This window comes from Pseudomonas sp. SWRI51 (assembly GCF_014268825.1).
In the GTDB taxonomy this organism is placed as follows: domain Bacteria; phylum Pseudomonadota; class Gammaproteobacteria; order Pseudomonadales; family Pseudomonadaceae; genus Aquipseudomonas; species Aquipseudomonas farsensis.
The window spans coordinates 1-16902 of the sequence record NZ_JABWRG010000003.1; the positions used below are offsets into that span (position 1 = coordinate 1).

The window sequence follows — 16902 nt, forward strand, 5'->3', positions numbered from 1 at the left end:
GCTGCGCAGCAGCCCCTTGGGTTTTCAGGGCTGCTGCGCAGCCCAACGCGGGACAAGCCCGCTCGCCACAACTCTCTGTCATTTCCCACAGGATTGGGCCCAACCAGCAATGTGCGGTTTTGCAGGGCCTGCGATGAGGCCAGAACAGGCTTGCACACAACCATGAAATATCCACAGGCCGGGCCCGAGCAGCATCACACTGCTGGCGCTTGGGCAGCCTCCTGCACCGGCTTGGGTAGCGACGACAGGAACGCCATCACCAGCGCCGCCAGATACGGCAACGACTGCACCAGCAACATCGCTACCCAGAAGCGCATGTCCGAGCTCGGCAGCCCCTGCACCAGGCAAATGCCGGCAGCAGCGCCCCACAGCATGAGCATGATGAACAGCTCCTCGCGCGCTTCGGAAATCGCCACCAGCAGCCCGTGGCTGTCGGCATTCTTCGGCGTGCGGAAGAACGGCATGCTGCTGGTGAAGAACCCGTACAGCACCGCCTTGGCAATGGTGTGCGACAGCGCAAGCCCGGCCAACGCGGCGGCAAAGGCGTCCTTGAGGTTGACCCCCACCGCGCGGCGGTACAGGAACACGATCTTGCCCACTTTGAAGAAGAACAGCGCCAGCGGCGGGATGGCAAACATCATCAGCGGCGGGTCCACCCGGTGCGGCACGATGATCATCGCCGCCGACCACAACAGCGCGCCGACCGTGAAGAAGATGTTCATGCCATCGGCAATCCACGGCAGCCAGCCGGCCAGGAAGTGATAACGCTGGCCGCGGGTCAGCTCGCTGCCCTTGCCGCGCAGCAGTGCGCCGGCATGGTGCTTGATGATCTGGATGGCCCCGTAGGCCCAGCGGAAGCGCTGTTTCTTGAAGTCGATGAAGGTGTCGGGCATCAGCCCCTTGCCGTAGCTGTTATGGGCATAGGCAGCCGAGAGGCCTTTTTCGAACACCCGCAGGCCCAGCTCTGCGTCTTCGCAAATGCACCAGTCGGCCCAACCCAGCTCTTCGAGCACACTGCGCCGGGTCATGGTCATGGTGCCATGCTGGATGATCGCGTCACGGTCGTTGCGGGTGACCATGCCGATGTGGAAGAAGCCCTTGTACTCGCTGTAGCACAGCTTCTTGAAGGCGCTTTCGTGCTGGTCGCGGTAATCCTGCGGCGATTGCACCACGGCGATTTTCGGGTCGGCGAAGTGCGGCACCATATGCTTGAGCCAGTTGCGGTCGACGCAGTAGTCCGAGTCGATCACCGCAATCACCTCGGCATCCTTGGCGGTGTGCGGCAGCAGGTAGTTCAGCGCGCCGCCCTTGAAACCGGCCAGGGGCGCGACGTGGAAGAACTTGAAGCGTTCGCCGAGCTTTTCACAATGGGCTTTGAGCGGCTCCCAGACCGCCGGGTCCTTGGTGTTGTTGTCGATCACCAGCACTTCATAGTCGGGGTAGTCCAGTGCGGCCAGGGCATCGAGGGTCTGTTTGACCATCTCGGGCGGCTCGTTGTAACACGGCACATGCACCGACACCTTCGGCCGGTAGGCGCTGTCACCCTGCACCGGCAGGAACTCGCGCCGGCGCTTGTGTATCCATACCGCCTCCGCAAGCTCATGGGCCTCGGTCAGCAGCACGATGAACACGCCCAGCGCCCCCAGGGCCAGCAACACGCCCACCGTCAGGCTGAACCAGGTGCTGTACTGCTGGCTGTAGTCGTAGGCGATCCACACCAGCACCGACCCGCACAGGAAGGTGATGAAGGTCAGGAACGTTCGCCCGCGCTGGCGCAGCGCCGAGCCGTCGATCAACAGCACCGTCAGGGCAATCATCGCCAGCACGACCGAGGCCACGGCCAGGGCGCGCCACTGCGGGATGGCCACGATCGGCCCTTCGAAATTGAATTTCTGCTGGCGCTCGGCGTTGTACACGCCCCAGTAGGCGCCCACCGAACCTTCGTCACTGGCCTTCCACGGTTGGTCGTAGGCTTCGATCACGAAGTAGTTGTAGCCGCGCCGGTTGAGGGTATTGACCAGGGTGCGCAGGTAGATGGCCTGGTCGGCCTGGGTGGCGTCGGCACCGCCGCGCATGCGGCCATTGCTCGGCCAGCCCACTTCCGAGAGCAGCAGTTGCTTGCGCGGGAACTGTTTGCGCAGGTCGCGGGCGCGGTCCAGCACGAACTGCACCGAATCCTTCATCGGCACGAATTCCCAGTAGGGCAGGATGTGCGCGGCGATCAGGTCGACGTGCTTGGCCAGCTCCGGGTGGTCCTTCCAGATGTGCCACTGCTCGCTGGTAGTCACCGGCACCTTGACGGCCGCACGGACCCGGTCGAGGTAGCCGATCAGTTGTTCGGGGGTAACTTCTTCACGGAACAACGCCTCGTTGCCCACCACCACGCGCACCACGCTGCGCGAGGTGTTGGCCAGGCCAATGGCCTTTTCGATCTCGCGCTCGTTGCGCTCAAGGTCCGGGCTGATCCAGATGCCCAGGGTGACACGCATGCCCAGCTCTTCTGCCAGGCGGGGTACCTCGGCCTGGGTGCCTTCGACGGTATAGATGCGGATGTTGTCGGTCAGCTTGTTGAGCTGCTCCAGGTCCTGGCGCATTTCGTCTTCGGTGGGGTACTGGCCCTTTTGCGGGCTTTCACCCAGGCGAAATGGCGAGTACGAAAAGCCGGAAATCTGCTCAGGCCAGGCAGGGGCGGTCACCGGGCGGTTGATCAGCGCCCAGAACCCGGTAAACAGCGCGGCGATGGCAAGAACCACCACCAGATTGAGGCCGAATTTGCGTGAAGACATAGGTGTACGAGGTTCCGAAGAGGGGAGCGGGCGGGGCCTTCGGGGTGTAAGTCCTACACTGCCTTAGGAAGGTGCAGTGTTGGATTTTCGTTTTCGCATAAGGTTCTGAGCCCGCTCGGTTGTCGTCCAGATCTTTTTAATTTGTAGGACATTAAAGCAGGCTTGGTGGGACAGATGCTAACGATAGCCCCCTAACGGGCTGCTTGGCCTATAATGCGCGCCGGTTTTTTCAGGGGCGAACCATGAGCACAGAAGATCCACGCTTTGCCGGCGTCGCCCGGCTGTACGGCGATGAGGGGCTGCAACGCCTGGGCCGCGCCCACGTCGGTGTGGTCGGTATCGGCGGCGTTGGCTCGTGGGTGGCCGAGGCCCTGGCGCGCAGTGGCGTCGGTGAAATCAGCCTGTTTGACCTCGACGATGTCTGCGTCAGCAATACCAACCGCCAGGCCCATGCCCTGGACGGCCAGGTCGGGCGGGCCAAGGTCGAAGTGATGGCCGAGCGCCTGCGGGCCATCAACCCGGCCTGTGTGGTACATGCGGTGGCTGATTTCGTCACCCGCGAAACCATGGCCGAGTACATCACCGAGCAGATGGACTGCGTGGTGGACTGCATCGACAGCGTGATGGCCAAGGCTGCGCTGATTGCCTGGTGTCGCCGGCGCAAGATCGCCGTGGTGACCACCGGTGGGGCGGGTGGCCAGATCGACCCGACCCAGATCCAGGTCGGTGACCTCAACAAGACGTTCAACGACCCGCTGGCCTCGCGGGTACGCTCCACGTTGCGCCGCGACTACAATTTCTCGCGCAATACCAGCCGTAACTATGGCGTGCCGTGCGTGTTCTCCAGCGAGCAACTGCGCTACCCCAAGGGTGATGGCAGTGTGTGCCTGCAGAAGAGCTTTGTCGGCGAAGGCGTGCGCCTGGACTGCTCGGGCGGTTTTGGTGCGGTGATGATGGTGACCGCGACCTTTGGCATGGTGGCCGCGAGCAAGGCCATCGAAAAACTGGTGGCCGGTGCGCGGCGCCCGGCAGAGCGGGCCAAGGCTGAGTGAGTTACTGCGCCTGACGCTGTAGCTCGGCCATGCGCTGCAGCACCGCGTGCAGCCCATTGCTGCGCGAGGGCGAAAGCTGGCGCTCCAGCCCAAGCTGGGTGAACCACTCGCGCAAGTCCAGTGCCGCCAGCTCATCACTGGCAAGGCCCTGCACGCGCACCAGCAGCATTGCCAGCAGCCCGCGCAACAGCCGCGCGTCGCTGCTGGCCTTGAACTGCCAGCCGCCGTCCTGCTGGCGGGCGACCAGCCACACCAGGCTTTCGCAGCCGTGTACCCGGTTTGCCTCGGTCTTTTCGCTGTCCGCCAACGGTTCGAGGCGCTCGCCCCACTGCATCAACAGGCGTGCCCGCTGCTCCCAGCCGCGGGCTTGAGTGAAGCTCTCCAGCGCCTGGCTGGCTTGGTTTGGCAGGCTCATCGCAACAGCTCCAGGCCTTGGTCGAGCGCCTCGAAGAAGCGCTGCACATCGTCACCATCGCTGTACAACCCAAGCGACACGCGGATTGCCCCCTCCAGCCCCAAGCCCTTGAGCAGCGGCATGGCGCAATGATGCCCGGCCCGCACGGCAACGCCCTGCTCGGTGAGCAGGTGGGCGATATCGGCGTTGTGCACGCCTTCGATGACGAAACTGGCCAGCGCCGCCTGTGGCGCGCCAAGCACGCGAATACCCTCGCGCTCGGCCAGCCCGCGCAGCAGCGACTGGTGCAGGGCGGCTTCGTGGCGGCCAATGGCATCGGCGTCGAGGCTCGCCAGGTAATCCAGCGCCGCGCCCAAGCCAATCACCGCGCCAATCGGCGGCGTGCCGGCCTCGAAACCCAGAGGCGCCGGGCGAAAACTGGCGCTTTGGTAATCCGCCTGTTGCACCATCTCGCCGCCAAACTGCCAGTGGCGTAGCAGTGCCAGGGCCGACTCCCGGCCGTACAGCACCCCGACACCCTCCGGGCCATACAGTTTGTGGCCGGAAAATACATAAAAGTCGCAGCCCAACTGCTGCACATCGTGGCGGCCATGCACCACACCTTGTGCGCCGTCTACCACTGTCAGTGCGCCTTGGGCGCGGGCGTGGCTGAGCAGCGGCTCAAGCGGTTGCCAGGTGCCGAGCACATTGGACAGTTGGCTGACTGCCAGCAACCGTGTGCGCGGGCCGATCAGTTGCAAGGCCTGGTCGAGGTCGATGCGGCCCAGCTGGTTGACCGGCAGGACCACCAGCTTGAGGTTGCGTCGCTGCGCCAGTTGTTGCCAGGGCAGCAGGTTGGCGTGGTGCTCCAGGGCGCTGACGGCGATTTCATCACCGGCCTCGAAACGCCACTCAAGGCCGTAGGCCAGCAGGTTCAGCGCCGAGGTTGCGCCGTGGGTGAAGACGATCTGCCGGGCTTGCGCGGCATTGATCCAGGCGGCCACTTTGTCGCGGCTACCTTCGAACGCCTGGGTCGCCAGTGCGCCAGGCAAATGCTGGGCACGGTGCACATTGGCAGCGCCATGGCTGTAGTAATGGTTCAGGGCGTCGAGCAGGGCTTGGGGCTTCTGCGTGGTGGCGGCGCTGTCCAGGTAGGTCTGGTGCTGCCGTTGCAAGGCGCTGATGGCGGGAAAATCGGCACGCCAGGGGGAGGGCTGGAACATGTTTGCGGGGCCTGGAATGAAAAATCGGGTCTGGCGTTGGGCCAGACCCGATCTTATCACTTCACACCTGACGGTTCTCAGTTGTGGGCGTGCAGCGCCTCGTTCAGCTCGATGGCCGACTTGTGGGTCTTGCACTCCACAGCGCCGTTGAGCGAGTTGCGACGGAACAGCAGGTCGGTCTGGCCGGCCAGGTCACGGGCCTTGACCACTTTGACCAGCTCGTTGTGTTCGTCGAGCAGGTTCACCTTGGTACCGGCGGTGATATACAGGCCGGCCTCGACGGTGTTGCGGTCGCCCAGCGGGATGCCGATACCGGCGTTGGCGCCGATCAGGCAACCTTCGCCGACCTTGATGACAATGTTGCCGCCGCCCGAAAGCGTGCCCATGGTCGAGCAGCCGCCGCCAAGGTCCGAGCCTTTGCCGACGAACACGCCAGCGGAAACCCGGCCTTCGATCATGCCTGGGCCTTCTGTGCCGGCGTTAAAGTTGACGAAGCCTTCGTGCATGATGGTGGTGCCTTCGCCGATGTAGGCGCCCAGGCGCACACGGGCGGTGTCGGCGATACGCACGCCGGCCGGGACCACGTAGTCGGTCATCTTCGGGAACTTGTCCACCGAGAACACTTCCAGCAGCTCGCCCTTCAGGCGCGCTTCCAGCTGGCGCTCGGCCAGCTCGCTGAGGTCGACGGCGCCCTCGTTGGTCCAGGCGACGTTCGGCAGCAGCGGGAAGATGCCGGCCAGCGATACGGCATGTGGCTTGACCAGGCGGTGCGACAGCAGGTGCAGCTTGAGGTAGGCCTCTGGGGTGGAGGTCAGTGCAGCGTCTTCGGCCAGTACGGTAGCCACCAGCGGCTTGTGGCTTTCGGCCAGGCGGGTCAGCAGCGCGCCCTGGGCGGCATCGACAGCTTTGACGGCATCGGCCAGTTGCGCGGCCTGGGCGTTGCTGAAGGCGATGGCCTGGTTGCCACCCTGGTAACCGATGACCGGGGCAATGGCGGCGATCAGCTCGGCGCTTGGGTTGAGCAGGGGCTGTGCGTAGAAGACTTCCAGCCAGGCGCCCTGGCGGTTTTGGGTGCCGACGCCGAAGGCCAGGCTGAATGCAGTATTGGACATGGGATTACCTCGTACTAAATAGAATAGGGGCTCAGGCCAGGGCGGCGGCGTACAGGTCGGGCTTGAAGCCCACCAAGGTGCGCTCGCCAAGGTCGAGCACCGGGCGCTTGATCATCGACGGTTGGGCCAGCATCAGTTCGACGGCCTTGGCCTGGTCGAGGTCGGCTTTGCTGGCGTCGTCGAGTTTGCGGAAGGTGGTGCCGGCACGGTTGAGGATGACTTCCCAGCCGTGTTCGCTGCACCAGCGGTTCAGGCTGTCACGGTCGATGCCTTGAGCCTTGTAGTCGTGGAAATCGTAGGCGATGGACTGTTCTTCGAGCCACGTTCGCGCCTTTTTCATGGTGTCGCAGGCTTTGATGCCGTAAAGAATGTAAGTCATGTAATCAAAGGGTCAGGCTGGTTTCCCCAAGGCCTCCCCGGTTTCTCCCGAAAATGAGTCGCGCGATTATGCGACATCGGTTCGTACTGCGCCACGCCCGGCGGCGCTTGGGCAGTTTTGCAAGGTGTTTGGGCATCATTATGTTACATATTGGCCGGCCGGCTGCGACCATGGTGCAGCGGCCCCAGCGGGCGCTGGCCGTTACCATCGCGGGGCAAAGCGGTTGGCATTAGCCCATGGCCGTGTTTCACCCTGAAGTAGCACACCCGTTGATAAAGGAAGTGATTAGCCGATGCAGTCCGCCTACACCGTCCTCATCCTGCTGACGCTGGTAAGCCTGTCGAAACTGGTCGGGCGGATGATTCCGCTGCCGCTCCCGCTGGTGCAGATCGCCGCCGGTGCCTTGCTCGCCTGGCCGACGCTGGGCCTGCATGTGGCCCTGGACCCTGAGCTGTTCCTGTTTCTGTTCCTGCCGCCGCTGTTGTTCGCCGATGGCTGGCGCATTCCAAAGCGCGAGCTGTGGCGCATCCGCGGCCCGGTGGTGGCGCTGGCGGTGGGGTTGGTGTTGTTCACCGTGGTGGGCGCCGGCTACTTCATCCACTGGCTGCTGCCGAGCATTCCGTTGCCAGTGGCCTTTGCTTTGGCAGCGGTGCTGTCGCCAACTGACGCCGTGGCGGTCTCGGCCATTGCCCAGGACCGGCTGCCCACGCCGCTGATGCATATGCTCCAGGGCGAGGCGCTGATGAATGACGCTTCGGGCCTGGTGACTTTCAAGTTCGCCCTGGCTGCCGCCATTACCGGCGTGTTCTCGCTGGCCGATGCCAGTTTCAGCTTCGTGCTGGTGGCCTTGGGTGGGCTGGCGGTGGGCGTCGCCCTGAGCTGGCTGATCGGCCGCCTGCGCGCCTGGATGATCGCCCGCGGCTGGGATGACCCGGCCACCCACGTCGTGTTCATGCTGCTGCTGCCGTTCGCGGCCTATGTGCTGGCCGAACGCCTGGGCGTTTCGGGTATTCTCTCGGCGGTGGCGGCCGGCATGATGCAGAGCTGGCTCGACCTGCTGCCCCGCCAGACCAGCACGCGCCTGCTCAACCGCAGTGTCTGGTCGTTGCTCGAATTTGCCTTCAACGGGCTGATCTTTCTGCTGTTGGGGCTGCAGTTGCCTGACATCATCAAGGCGGTGGTCAGCCATGAAGCCACGGTCTGGCCGACGCTTGCCTGGCGCTGCCTGGATGTACTGGCGATCTTCGCCGCCCTGATCGTGCTGCGGTTCATCTGGGTGCAGAGCATCTGGCGCTCGATTGGCGCGCTGCGACGCTGGCGCGGCAAGCCGGCGCTGGTGCTGATGCCCACGGCGCGCTCCTGCTGGCTGCTGACCCTGGGCGGGGTGCGCGGGGCGGTAACCTTGGCCGGTGTGATGTCGGTGCCCTTGCTGATTGGCGCAGGCCAGGCCTTCCCCGAGCGCGACCTGCTGATTTTCATTGCCGCCGGGGTGATTCTGCTGTCGCTGATCAGCGCCTGCATCGCTTTGCCGTTGCTGCTGCGCGGCATCACCAAAAGCCCGGATGAGCGCTTGCAGCAGGAGGTTCAGGACGCCTGGCGGCGCACGGCAGAGGCCGCTATCCATGCCTTGGAGGCTGAAGAAGTGATAGACGCCAGCGCGCCCCAGGATGCCGCCCAGGCAACCCTTGCCACGGAGCTTAAGGCGCGCTTGATGGCCGAGTACCGCGATGAGCTGGACAGCTACAACGACACCGCCGAGGCCCGCGCCCTGGCCGAACAGATGGACCTGCTCGAACGCAGATTACGGGTGCGTGCCCTGCGCGCCCAGCGCCTGGAACTGTACAACCTGCATCGCCAGCACCTGGTGGGTGATGAGGTGGTGCGCCAGGTGCTGGGCGAGTTGGACATGAGCGAGGCCAACCTGGGGCATATCAAGTAGCGGGCTTGGTTGCAGAGCGTCGAGCGGTCGAGGCGGACGAAGAACTCATCCACGCTTATGAACCCGTCGCTGTCGATGTCGACCTGCTTGATGATCTCATCGAAAGCCGCCTCGCTATAGGTGTCGCTCCCGGCCAGGCGCAGCTACTCCACAGATACTTTGCCGTCCCCGTGGTGGTCCGGCTCCAGTAGCGTTTGCCGCGCTGCGTCACAGCTGTCGGCGTTGCACTCTGCTACAAGGTCGTTAACGAGAGGTTGCAGAGTGGCAGGGTCTACTCGGCCAGGGTAGGCCATGGCGATGGCCTGTTTGTCTTTTTGGCTGAGCACGTAGCTGGCCGCAATTTCATAACCGTCCAGCGTGTCGGCCTTGTCGATTGCGTAATGCATGATCGACTTCTTGTCGTAGCGCAGGACGATGCGGTCGTCGGCGTCTGGCGCACGGAAATAGTTTGCTTGCAGGGCCTCTTCGATGCTGTTTGCGTATAGCGCGGCGTCCATGTTGCCCTGGGGTCTCTGCTCAATCAGCTTGTCGCGCAGTGCATCCACGTTCCACGGAATATTGGCATCCGGGTGCAGGTGCTCGTGATGCAGGCCCAAGGCATGGCCGAACTCGTGCAGTACGGAGCGGTTGATCAGGTTCCTCGCGACTTCACGAGATTGCGCGTCGAGGGGCAGGAGTGGGTCCTCGGGGTCTTCTGGGTCTTCGGGGTATTCGTCAATGACCCAATCGTAGTAAGGGCTCGGATCGAGGGTCATGGTTTCGTAGTCGTACTCACCCTCGCTGTTGCCAACAATACTGTGGTTGAGCAATGGCGGCCCGTCGCTGCTGATACGAATCTGCGCACTGAAATCGTCGTCTTCACGCAGCTCGAATTGCAGATTGGCATAGTCCAGCCATTGACGGGCAGTCTCATACACGTGCTGCTTGAAGTCAGGGTCGGGGTCATCCAGAAACGAGATGCCCAGCGTTTGGCCAGGTGTCCACAGTACCGAACGCACGATGAGCGAGCGTTTTTTACGTGGCGCTGCCTGGGTGGGTTTGGTGGGTTCTAGCAGCTGCTGCAGGGTATGGGCAGCTTTGGCATTCAGCGTGTTGGTCATTGCGGTGCTCTCCAGATTGACGGAGAAGCAATATGCAGGGGCTGCGCAGGGGCAGGGCGGTAGCTATTGCTATTCCGGCAGCCTTGCTCAGGGGCAAGGCTGCCGGTGATCGGCGCTGCTCTCAAGCGGCGCGCGCAGGTGGCTCTGCTGCTCGGCAGAGGCCTGCCAGCTGATTATCTACCTGGGTACAGGGTGCGGGCGGCCTGCTTGTCCTTCTCGCTCAGCCGCAGGTTCAGGCCTGTTTCATAGTCGCCCAGGGTGTGCGTCTGCAGGACCGCGTAATGCATGATCGATTCCGGGTCATAAGGCAACACGTTAAGATTCTCCTGCGGCATCGGCAGAAAATTATCCGCCAGCTCCGCCTCCATCTTGTCTTCGATTTCCTCATCAGGAACGCCTTCATCGGCAAGAATGCCCCGGATCAGGCTACGCAGCGCTTCTAGATCCCAGGGGATGTCGGCTTCTGGGTGTTGATGCTCGTGATGCAGGCCGAGCGCGTGGCCGAATTCGTGAAGAACCGTGTGTTCGAACAGGTCGTGGCCCGGTGGGCAGCCAATCAGCATGCTGGCGCCTTCCTGGTGCATCGACTGGTTACCCAGCAAGCTGAAACTGGCGTCCTCGGGGCCGTTGGTACTGATCCGGATTTCGGCGGTGGCGTCCTCATCGTCGACCTGTTCGAACTGAAGGTTGGCGTACTCCAGCCATTCGCTGGCAGCCGCGAATATTGCCTTTTTGACGTCGTCTTCTGTTGGGTCCACGAAGGATAGTCGCAGGGTCTGGCCTGGGGTCCAAAGACGGGATGGCTCGCTTATCGAGCGCTTGCGTCGCGAGCGCGATGCCGCGGCAGGTGCAGACAATTTCTTGCGGATGGAATGTACAACATTGTTAATCAGGGCGTCGCTCATGTCATGCGTCCTCGTTGAATGAGGGTGACAGGATCAGCGCAGGGCGGGGCGGGCGGGCGTTATTTATGTAGTGCGTCGGCAGATGACGTCACGTTGTGTGTTAGGCCCAGGGGCGTGCCTGGCTGTGGTGCAGGCCGCCCCCACCCAGTGGATCAACGTGCTTGCAGGAACGCGCGAATCCGCTCGGCAGCCTCGATGCATTCGGCCAGGGGGGCAACCAGCGCCATGCGCACACGCCCGGCACCCGGGTTGACGCCATCGACCTCACGGGACAGGTACGAGCCTGGCACCACGGTCACGTGCTCGGCGGCGAACAGGTCGCGGGTGAACTCGGCGTCGCAGGCATTTACCTTGGCCCACAGGTAGAAGCTGCCATCCGGGCGCTGTACGTCCATCACCGGCTGCAGGATGTCGAGCACGGCATCGTACTTGGCGCGGTACTGGTCGCGGTTTTCACGCACATGGGCTTCGTCGTTCCAGGCCGCGATGCTGGCCAGTTGCGTTTGTACCGGCATGGCGCAGCCGTGATAGGTGCGGTACAGCAGGAACGGCTTGATGATGCTGGCGTCGCCCGCCACGAAGCCCGAGCGCAGGCCCGGCAGGTTGGAGCGCTTGGACAGGCTGTGGAACACCACGCAGCGGGCGAAATCGCTGCGGCCAAGCTCGGCGCAGGCACTGAGCAGGCCGGGAGGCGGGGTGGCCTCGTCAAAGTACAGCTCGCTGTAGCATTCGTCAGCGGCGATCACGAAGTCGTGCTCATCGGCCAGGGCAATCAGCTTTTTCAGGGTTTGCATCGGCACCAAGGCGCCGGTGGGGTTGCCTGGCGAGCACAGGAACAGAATCTGGCAGCGCTGCCAGACCTCGGCAGGCACTGCGTCGAAGTCCGGGTTGAAGCCGTTGTCTTCAAGGCACGGCAGGTAGTGCGGGGTAGCACCGGCCAGCAGCGCTGCGCCTTCGTAGATCTGATAGAACGGGTTGGGGCTGACCACCAGCGCGTCGTCGCTGCGGTTGACCACGGCCTGGGTAAAGGCGAACAGCGCTTCGCGGGTGCCGTTGACCGGCAGGATGTGGCGCTCGGCGTCGAGCCACCCGGCTGGCACGTTGAAGCGCCGCTCGCACCACTGGCCAATGGCCTGGCGCAGGCCCGGCAGGCCCAGTGTGCTTGGGTACACCGCCAGCTTGTCGAGGTTGTCGACCATGGCCTGGGCGACGAACGCCGGCGAGGCATGCTTCGGCTCACCGATCGACAGGGCGATGGCGCGTTTGCCCGCTGCCGGGGTGACGCTGGCGAGCAGGGCACGCAGTTTCTCGAATGGGTAGGGCTGAAGCTGGGTCAGGGCGTGGTTCATCGGCGCACGGTCTCGTAATCGTCAAAAGGTGATGCGGTTCGGGCTGGCTTCGCTAGCCGGTGCGGCTTGTAGCTGCTGGACGATGGCTTCCTGCAGGCGGCTGCACAGTTGCGGGTCGGACAGCGGCTGGTTGTCGGCATCGGTGATGAAGAACACGTCTTCTACCCGTTCGCCCAGGGTGGCGATCTTGGCGTTCTGCAGTGACAGATCGAACTCCAGGAAGATGCGCCCCAGACGCGCCAGCAGGCCTGGGCGGTCAGGGGCGGTGATCTCGAGGATGGTCACCGCGCGTTGGGCGTCGTTGAGAATCGTCACCTGCGGGGCAAAATTGAAGTGCTTGAGCTGGCGCGGCACCCGGCGCTGAATGATGGTCGGGTAGTCCTCGGGGTTGCGCAGCGCTTCGGTCAGGCCATCGCGGATCTGTTTGACCCGCTGCGGGTTGTCGCCAATCGAGCCACCGTCGTTGTCGAGCACTATATAAGTGTCGAGGGTGAACTGGCTGCTCGAGGTAATGATGCGGGCGTCATGGATGTTCAGGTTGAGCTGGGACATCGCGGCCACGGTCACGGCGAAGAAGTCATGCTGGTCGGGGGCATAGATGAAGATCTGCGTGCCGCCCTCGAACTCGCGCCGGGTGGTTTCCTTGATCAGCACCAGCGGGCCGCCATCTGCCGGCTGCTGCAGGATGGCGTCGGTGTGCCAGGCCACATCGGCGGCATTGTGCTTGAGGAAGTAGTCGTCGCCCAATTGCGACCACAGTTGCTCGACGTCGTCCGGGTCGGTGCCTTCGCGTACCAGAATGTCCAACGCTGAGCTTTGCGTCTGGCGGATCTGTTCTTCGCGGTCCAGCGGGTTTTCAAGGCCGCGGCGCAGCGCGCGCTTGGTCTCGGTATAAAGCTGGCGCAACAGGCTGGCACGCCACGAGTTCCAAAGGCTGGGGTTGGTGGCGTTGATGTCGGCCACGGTCAGCACGTAGAGGTAGTCCAGACGGGTTTCGTCGCCGACATGCAGGGCAAAGTCGTTGATCACCTGCGGGTCGGAGAGGTCCTTGCGCTGGGCGGTGGTCGACATCACCAGGTGGTTCTGCACCAGCCAGACGATCAGCCGGCTGTCCCAGGCGGGGAGTTGATGGCGCTCGCAGAACACCTTGGCGTCCACCGCACCGAGTTCGGAGTGGTCGCCTTGGCGGCCCTTGCCGATGTCGTGGTACAGCCCGGCCAGGTAGATCAGCTCAGGCTTGGGCAGGTGCCCCATGAGCTTGCTGGCCAGCGGGAATTTCTCCGAAACCGGCGTGTACTGCAGCTTGCGCAGGTGCTTGATGAGGTTGAGGGTGTGCGCATCGACCGTATAGATGTGGAACAAGTCATGTTGCATCTGCCCGACGATCAGGCCGAACTCCGGCAGGTAGCGGCCCAGGATGCCATAGCGGTTCATCCGCCGCAGGTTGCGGTGAATGCCGATTTCACACTTGAACAGCTCGATGAACAGGCTGGTGTTACGGATATCGCTGCGGAACTTGTCGTCGATCAGGTGCCGGTGTTCACGCAGCAGGCGCACCGTGTCGGCGCGTACGCCTTTGATCTCGGGGTGCTGGGCCATCAGCACGAAGATTTCGAGCATGGCGAACGGGGTGCGCTGGAACACCTTCGGGTTGGCCGCTTCTATATAACCGTCATGCAGGCGGAACCGCGCGTTCAGCGGCTGCGTGGTGCCGCTGTCGTCATCGGCCAGAATGACTTCTTCGAAATGCTGGATGATCAGGTCGCACAGCTGGCTGATGCTCATCACCACCCGGTAGTACTGCTGCATGAACTGCTCGATGGCGCGCTTGGGGTTTTCGTCGCCGTACCCCAGCAGCCCGGCAATGCTGCGCTGGTGGTCGAACAGCAGGCGGTCTTCGGCGCGCCCGGCAAGCATGTGCAGGGCATAGCGCACCCGCCACAGAAACGCCTGGGATGACGCCAGCAGCTCGTTTTCGCTCTCAAGCAAAAAGCCTTCGCCGGCCAGGGCATGCAAGTTGAGCGTGCCGTACTGGCGACGGGCTACCCACAGCACTGTCTGGATGTCGCGCAACCCGCCCGGCGAGCCTTTGACGTTGGGCTCCAGGTTGTACTCGGTGTCGTTGTACTTGTGGTGGCGGGCCTTGAGTTCGGCGCGCTTGGCCAGGAAGAACTCCCGGCTTGGCCACATGTGCGCGGTGCTGGTCACCTCGAGCATGCGCAGGCGCAGTGGCTCGGGGCCGGCGATGGTGCGGCTTTCCATCAGGTTGGTGATGATGGTCAGGTCGGCCCGGGCTTGCTCGGCGCATTCGGCAACGCTGCGAACGCTCTGGCCGACTTCAAGGCCGATGTCCCACAACAGGGTCAGGAAGCGCTCGATGGCGTCGCGGTACTGCTCGTGGTCGGCGTCGCTCAGCAGGATCAGCAGGTCGATGTCCGACCAGGGGTGCAGCTCGCCACGGCCGTAGCCGCCCACCGCCACCAGGGCGATGCCGTCCGGGTTGCCCCAGTCGAATTGCTGCCAGGCCTGCTGCAGGATGTTATCGACGAACCAGGCGCGATCCTCGATCAGCCGGCGAATCTCGCCACCTTCGCGAAAGCGCCGGTCGAGCACTTCGCCCGCCATGCGCAGGGCTTTCTTGAAGGCTGCAATGGGGCTGGACTTGAGGGCCAGTTCCGCCTGGAACTGGCCGCGGTCGAACAGCTCGGAATCCACCTGGGGCATCGAGTCGCGTTCCTGTTGGCTGGGCGTCAGGCCGAAATGCGCGGCAGGGTGTCATCCTTGCGCAGGGTAAAGATCTCGTAGCCGGTCGCGGTCACCACGAGGGTGTGCTCCCACTGCGCCGAGAGCTTGCGGTCCTTGGTGATGGCGGTCCAGCCATCGCCCAGCACCTTGGTGTCGGCCTTGCCCTGGTTGATCATCGGCTCGATGGTGAAGGTCATGCCTTCCTTGAGCTCCATGCCGGTGCCGGCGCGGCCGTAGTGCAGGATTTGCGGCTCTTCATGGAACACCTTGCCGATGCCGTGGCCACAGAACTCGCGCACCACCGAAAAACCATTTTTTTCGGCATGCTTCTGGATCACTTCACCGATGTCGCCCAGGCGGCAGCCAGGCTTGACCAGCTCGATGGCCTTGTAGAGGCATTCCTGGGTGACCTTGGACAGGCGCTCGGCCCATGGCGCAACGGTGCCGACGTGGAACATGCGGCTGGTATCGCCGTGGTAGCCGTTCTTGATCACGGTCACGTCGATGTTGAGCGTGTCGCCATCCTTGAGCGGCTTGTCGTTGGGGATGCCGTGACAGACCACGTGGTTGATCGAGGTGCAGATCGACTTCGGGTAGCCCTTGTAGTTGAGCGGTGCCGGGATCGCCTGCTGGACGTTGACGATGTAGTCGTGGCAGATGCGGTCGAGCTCTTCGGTGGTGACACCGGGCTTGACGTGCTCTTCGATCATTTCCAGCACTTCGGCGGCCAGGCGGCCGGCGATGCGCATCTGTTCGATGTCTTCTGCGGTCTTGATGGTGACGGTCATTACAGGCTCTCTAGCGGCGCCGCGTACGGCGCGAACGATACGGAAAGGCCTCATTCTAACAGAGGGTGGCCGCAAACAGGCAGCACGGCCCGGCGCAGGGCGCTTTTGCAGGTTGCAGTCGCCTTGAACGGCAAGCTGCTTAAAGTCAGTTCCGTCCGGGCGCGGTCTGTGGTATAAAGTGCGCCGCTTTCAGGGGACGACCCCTGTGAGCTTAAACCCACACACGTGTCGACACGATGGCCTGGGTGCCCCGCTTCCTACGGACGCGCGGGTTGGTCATTGGGATGCGTGGAGGCCCAACCCGACTTATCAAGGAACTATCATGTCCCAAGTCAACATGCGCGATATGCTGAAGGCCGGTGTGCACTTCGGTCACCAGACCCGTTACTGGAACCCGAAAATGAACAAGTTCATCTTCGGTGCGCGCAACAAGATTCACATCATCAACCTGGAAAAAACCCTGCCTATGTTCAACGACGCCCTGGCGTTCGTAGAGCGTCTGGCTCAGGGCAAGAACAAGATCATGTTCGTCGGCACCAAGCGTTCCGCCGGCAAGATCGTCGCCGAGCAAGCTGCTCGTTGCGGTTCGCCATACGTTGATCACCGCTGGTTGGGCGGCATGCTGACCAACTACAAAACCATCCGTGCATCGATCAAGCGTCTGCGTGATCTGGAAGTCCAGGCTGAAGATGGCACTTTCACCAAGCTGACCAAGAAAGAAGCCCTGATGCGTTCGCGCGATCTGGAAAAACTGGATCGCAGCCTGGGCGGCATCAAGGACATGGGCGGTCTGCCAGACGCTCTGTTCGTCATCGACGTTGATCACGAGCGCATCGCGATCACCGAAGCCAACAAGCTGGGTATCCCGGTTATTGGTGTTGTCGATACCAACAGCAGCCCAGAAGGCGTTGACTACGTCATTCCAGGCAACGACGACGCCATTCGCGCCATCGAGCTGTACATGACTTCGATGGCTGACGCTGTCATCCGCGGCCGCAACCACGTTGCTGGCGGCACCGAAGTCTACGCTGAAGAAGCGGCTGCACCTGCTGCTGAGTAATAGGCGCTAGCGTCTGACTTGGCACGCAAAAAGGGGGCTTGGCCCCCTTTTTGCCACCTTGAAATCCTGC

13 protein-coding genes are annotated in these 16902 nt (G+C 63.0%); 3 read left to right on the plus strand and 10 right to left on the minus strand.

What is annotated here, in order from left to right:
- Nucleotides 1-194: 194 nt before the first annotated feature.
- Nucleotides 195-2786: a glycosyltransferase gene (locus HU720_RS01515; protein ID WP_186516722.1), complete on the minus strand. Its 2592-nt coding sequence runs from the start codon at nucleotides 2784-2786 to the stop codon at nucleotides 195-197.
- Nucleotides 2787-3028: 242 nt separating this feature from the next.
- Here HU720_RS01515 and tcdA point away from each other — a divergent pair, with 242 nt between their 5' ends.
- On the plus strand, nucleotides 3029-3838 hold the full coding sequence (tcdA, locus tag HU720_RS01520) for a tRNA cyclic N6-threonylcarbamoyladenosine(37) synthase TcdA (protein ID WP_186516723.1): 810 nt from the start codon (nucleotides 3029-3031) through the stop codon (nucleotides 3836-3838).
- Nucleotide 3839: 1 nt separating this feature from the next.
- Here tcdA and HU720_RS01525 read toward each other — a convergent pair whose 3' ends face one another.
- The 4 genes from HU720_RS01525 to HU720_RS01540 all read right to left on the minus strand — a co-directional run bounded on the left by HU720_RS01525 (nucleotide 3840) and on the right by HU720_RS01540 (nucleotide 6946).
- Entirely contained in the window at nucleotides 3840-4253 is a 414-nt protein-coding gene (locus HU720_RS01525; RefSeq protein ID WP_186516724.1) for a SufE family protein, read from the minus strand.
- Nucleotides 4250-5455: a cysteine desulfurase gene (locus tag HU720_RS01530; protein ID WP_186516725.1), complete on the minus strand. Its 1206-nt coding sequence runs from the start codon at nucleotides 5453-5455 to the stop codon at nucleotides 4250-4252. Before HU720_RS01530 ends, HU720_RS01525 begins: the two co-directional genes overlap by 4 nt.
- 77 nt (nucleotides 5456-5532) lie before the next feature.
- On the minus strand, nucleotides 5533-6567 hold the full coding sequence (gene dapD, locus HU720_RS01535) for a 2,3,4,5-tetrahydropyridine-2,6-dicarboxylate N-succinyltransferase (RefSeq protein ID WP_186516727.1): 1035 nt from the start codon (nucleotides 6565-6567) through the stop codon (nucleotides 5533-5535).
- A 31-nt stretch (nucleotides 6568-6598) separates the two neighbouring features.
- On the minus strand, nucleotides 6599-6946 hold the full coding sequence (locus HU720_RS01540; RefSeq protein WP_186516728.1) for an ArsC family reductase: 348 nt from the start codon (nucleotides 6944-6946) through the stop codon (nucleotides 6599-6601).
- 292 nt (nucleotides 6947-7238) lie between these two features.
- Here HU720_RS01540 and HU720_RS01545 point away from each other — a divergent pair, with 292 nt between their 5' ends.
- Nucleotides 7239-8885, plus strand: coding sequence for a Na+/H+ antiporter (locus tag HU720_RS01545; RefSeq protein WP_186516729.1), 1647 nt, complete (start codon nucleotides 7239-7241; stop codon nucleotides 8883-8885).
- Nucleotides 8886-9028: 143 nt separating this feature from the next.
- Here HU720_RS01545 and HU720_RS01550 read toward each other — a convergent pair whose 3' ends face one another.
- The 5 genes from HU720_RS01550 to map all read right to left on the minus strand — a co-directional run bounded on the left by HU720_RS01550 (nucleotide 9029) and on the right by map (nucleotide 15772).
- On the minus strand, nucleotides 9029-9985 hold the full coding sequence (locus HU720_RS01550) for a hypothetical protein (protein ID WP_186516730.1): 957 nt from the start codon (nucleotides 9983-9985) through the stop codon (nucleotides 9029-9031).
- Between the two features lie 173 nt (nucleotides 9986-10158).
- The gene (locus HU720_RS01555; RefSeq protein ID WP_186516731.1) at nucleotides 10159-10890 is read right to left on the minus strand and encodes a M12 family metallopeptidase; all 732 of its coding nucleotides are present in this window, start codon (nucleotides 10888-10890) and stop codon (nucleotides 10159-10161) included.
- A 152-nt stretch (nucleotides 10891-11042) separates the two neighbouring features.
- Complete coding sequence (gene dapC / locus HU720_RS01560; RefSeq protein ID WP_186516732.1) at nucleotides 11043-12239, minus strand: succinyldiaminopimelate transaminase; 1197 nt, start codon at nucleotides 12237-12239, stop codon at nucleotides 11043-11045.
- A gap of 21 nt (nucleotides 12240-12260) precedes the next feature.
- The gene (locus tag HU720_RS01565; RefSeq protein WP_186516734.1) at nucleotides 12261-14963 is read right to left on the minus strand and encodes a [protein-PII] uridylyltransferase; all 2703 of its coding nucleotides are present in this window, start codon (nucleotides 14961-14963) and stop codon (nucleotides 12261-12263) included.
- Nucleotides 14964-14989: 26 nt separating this feature from the next.
- A complete protein-coding gene (gene map, locus HU720_RS01570) occupies nucleotides 14990-15772 on the minus strand; it encodes a type I methionyl aminopeptidase (RefSeq protein WP_186516736.1) in 783 nt (260 codons plus the stop codon).
- A gap of 322 nt (nucleotides 15773-16094) precedes the next feature.
- Here map and rpsB point away from each other — a divergent pair, with 322 nt between their 5' ends.
- Complete coding sequence (rpsB, locus tag HU720_RS01575) at nucleotides 16095-16832, plus strand: 30S ribosomal protein S2 (RefSeq protein WP_186516738.1); 738 nt, start codon at nucleotides 16095-16097, stop codon at nucleotides 16830-16832.
- Nucleotides 16833-16902 lie beyond the last annotated feature (70 nt).

What these genes read in the sequence shown, in the direction of transcription:
- HU720_RS01515 (WP_186516722.1), bottom strand. Translation starts at nt 2,786, where the DNA reads ATGTCTTCACGCAAATTCGGCCTCAATCTGGTGGTGGTTCTTGCCATC.
- tcdA (WP_186516723.1), top strand. Translation starts at nt 3,029, where the DNA reads ATGAGCACAGAAGATCCACGCTTTGCCGGCGTCGCCCGGCTGTACGGC.
- HU720_RS01525 (WP_186516724.1), bottom strand. Translation starts at nt 4,253, where the DNA reads ATGAGCCTGCCAAACCAAGCCAGCCAGGCGCTGGAGAGCTTCACTCAA.
- HU720_RS01530 (WP_186516725.1), bottom strand. Translation starts at nt 5,455, where the DNA reads ATGTTCCAGCCCTCCCCCTGGCGTGCCGATTTTCCCGCCATCAGCGCC.
- dapD (WP_186516727.1), bottom strand. Translation starts at nt 6,567, where the DNA reads ATGTCCAATACTGCATTCAGCCTGGCCTTCGGCGTCGGCACCCAAAAC.
- HU720_RS01540 (WP_186516728.1), bottom strand. Translation starts at nt 6,946, where the DNA reads ATGACTTACATTCTTTACGGCATCAAAGCCTGCGACACCATGAAAAAG.
- HU720_RS01545 (WP_186516729.1), top strand. Translation starts at nt 7,239, where the DNA reads ATGCAGTCCGCCTACACCGTCCTCATCCTGCTGACGCTGGTAAGCCTG.
- HU720_RS01550 (WP_186516730.1), bottom strand. Translation starts at nt 9,985, where the DNA reads ATGACCAACACGCTGAATGCCAAAGCTGCCCATACCCTGCAGCAGCTG.
- HU720_RS01555 (WP_186516731.1), bottom strand. Translation starts at nt 10,890, where the DNA reads ATGAGCGACGCCCTGATTAACAATGTTGTACATTCCATCCGCAAGAAA.
- dapC (WP_186516732.1), bottom strand. Translation starts at nt 12,239, where the DNA reads ATGAACCACGCCCTGACCCAGCTTCAGCCCTACCCATTCGAGAAACTG.
- HU720_RS01565 (WP_186516734.1), bottom strand. Translation starts at nt 14,963, where the DNA reads ATGCCCCAGGTGGATTCCGAGCTGTTCGACCGCGGCCAGTTCCAGGCG.
- map (WP_186516736.1), bottom strand. Translation starts at nt 15,772, where the DNA reads ATGACCGTCACCATCAAGACCGCAGAAGACATCGAACAGATGCGCATC.
- rpsB (WP_186516738.1), top strand. Translation starts at nt 16,095, where the DNA reads ATGTCCCAAGTCAACATGCGCGATATGCTGAAGGCCGGTGTGCACTTC.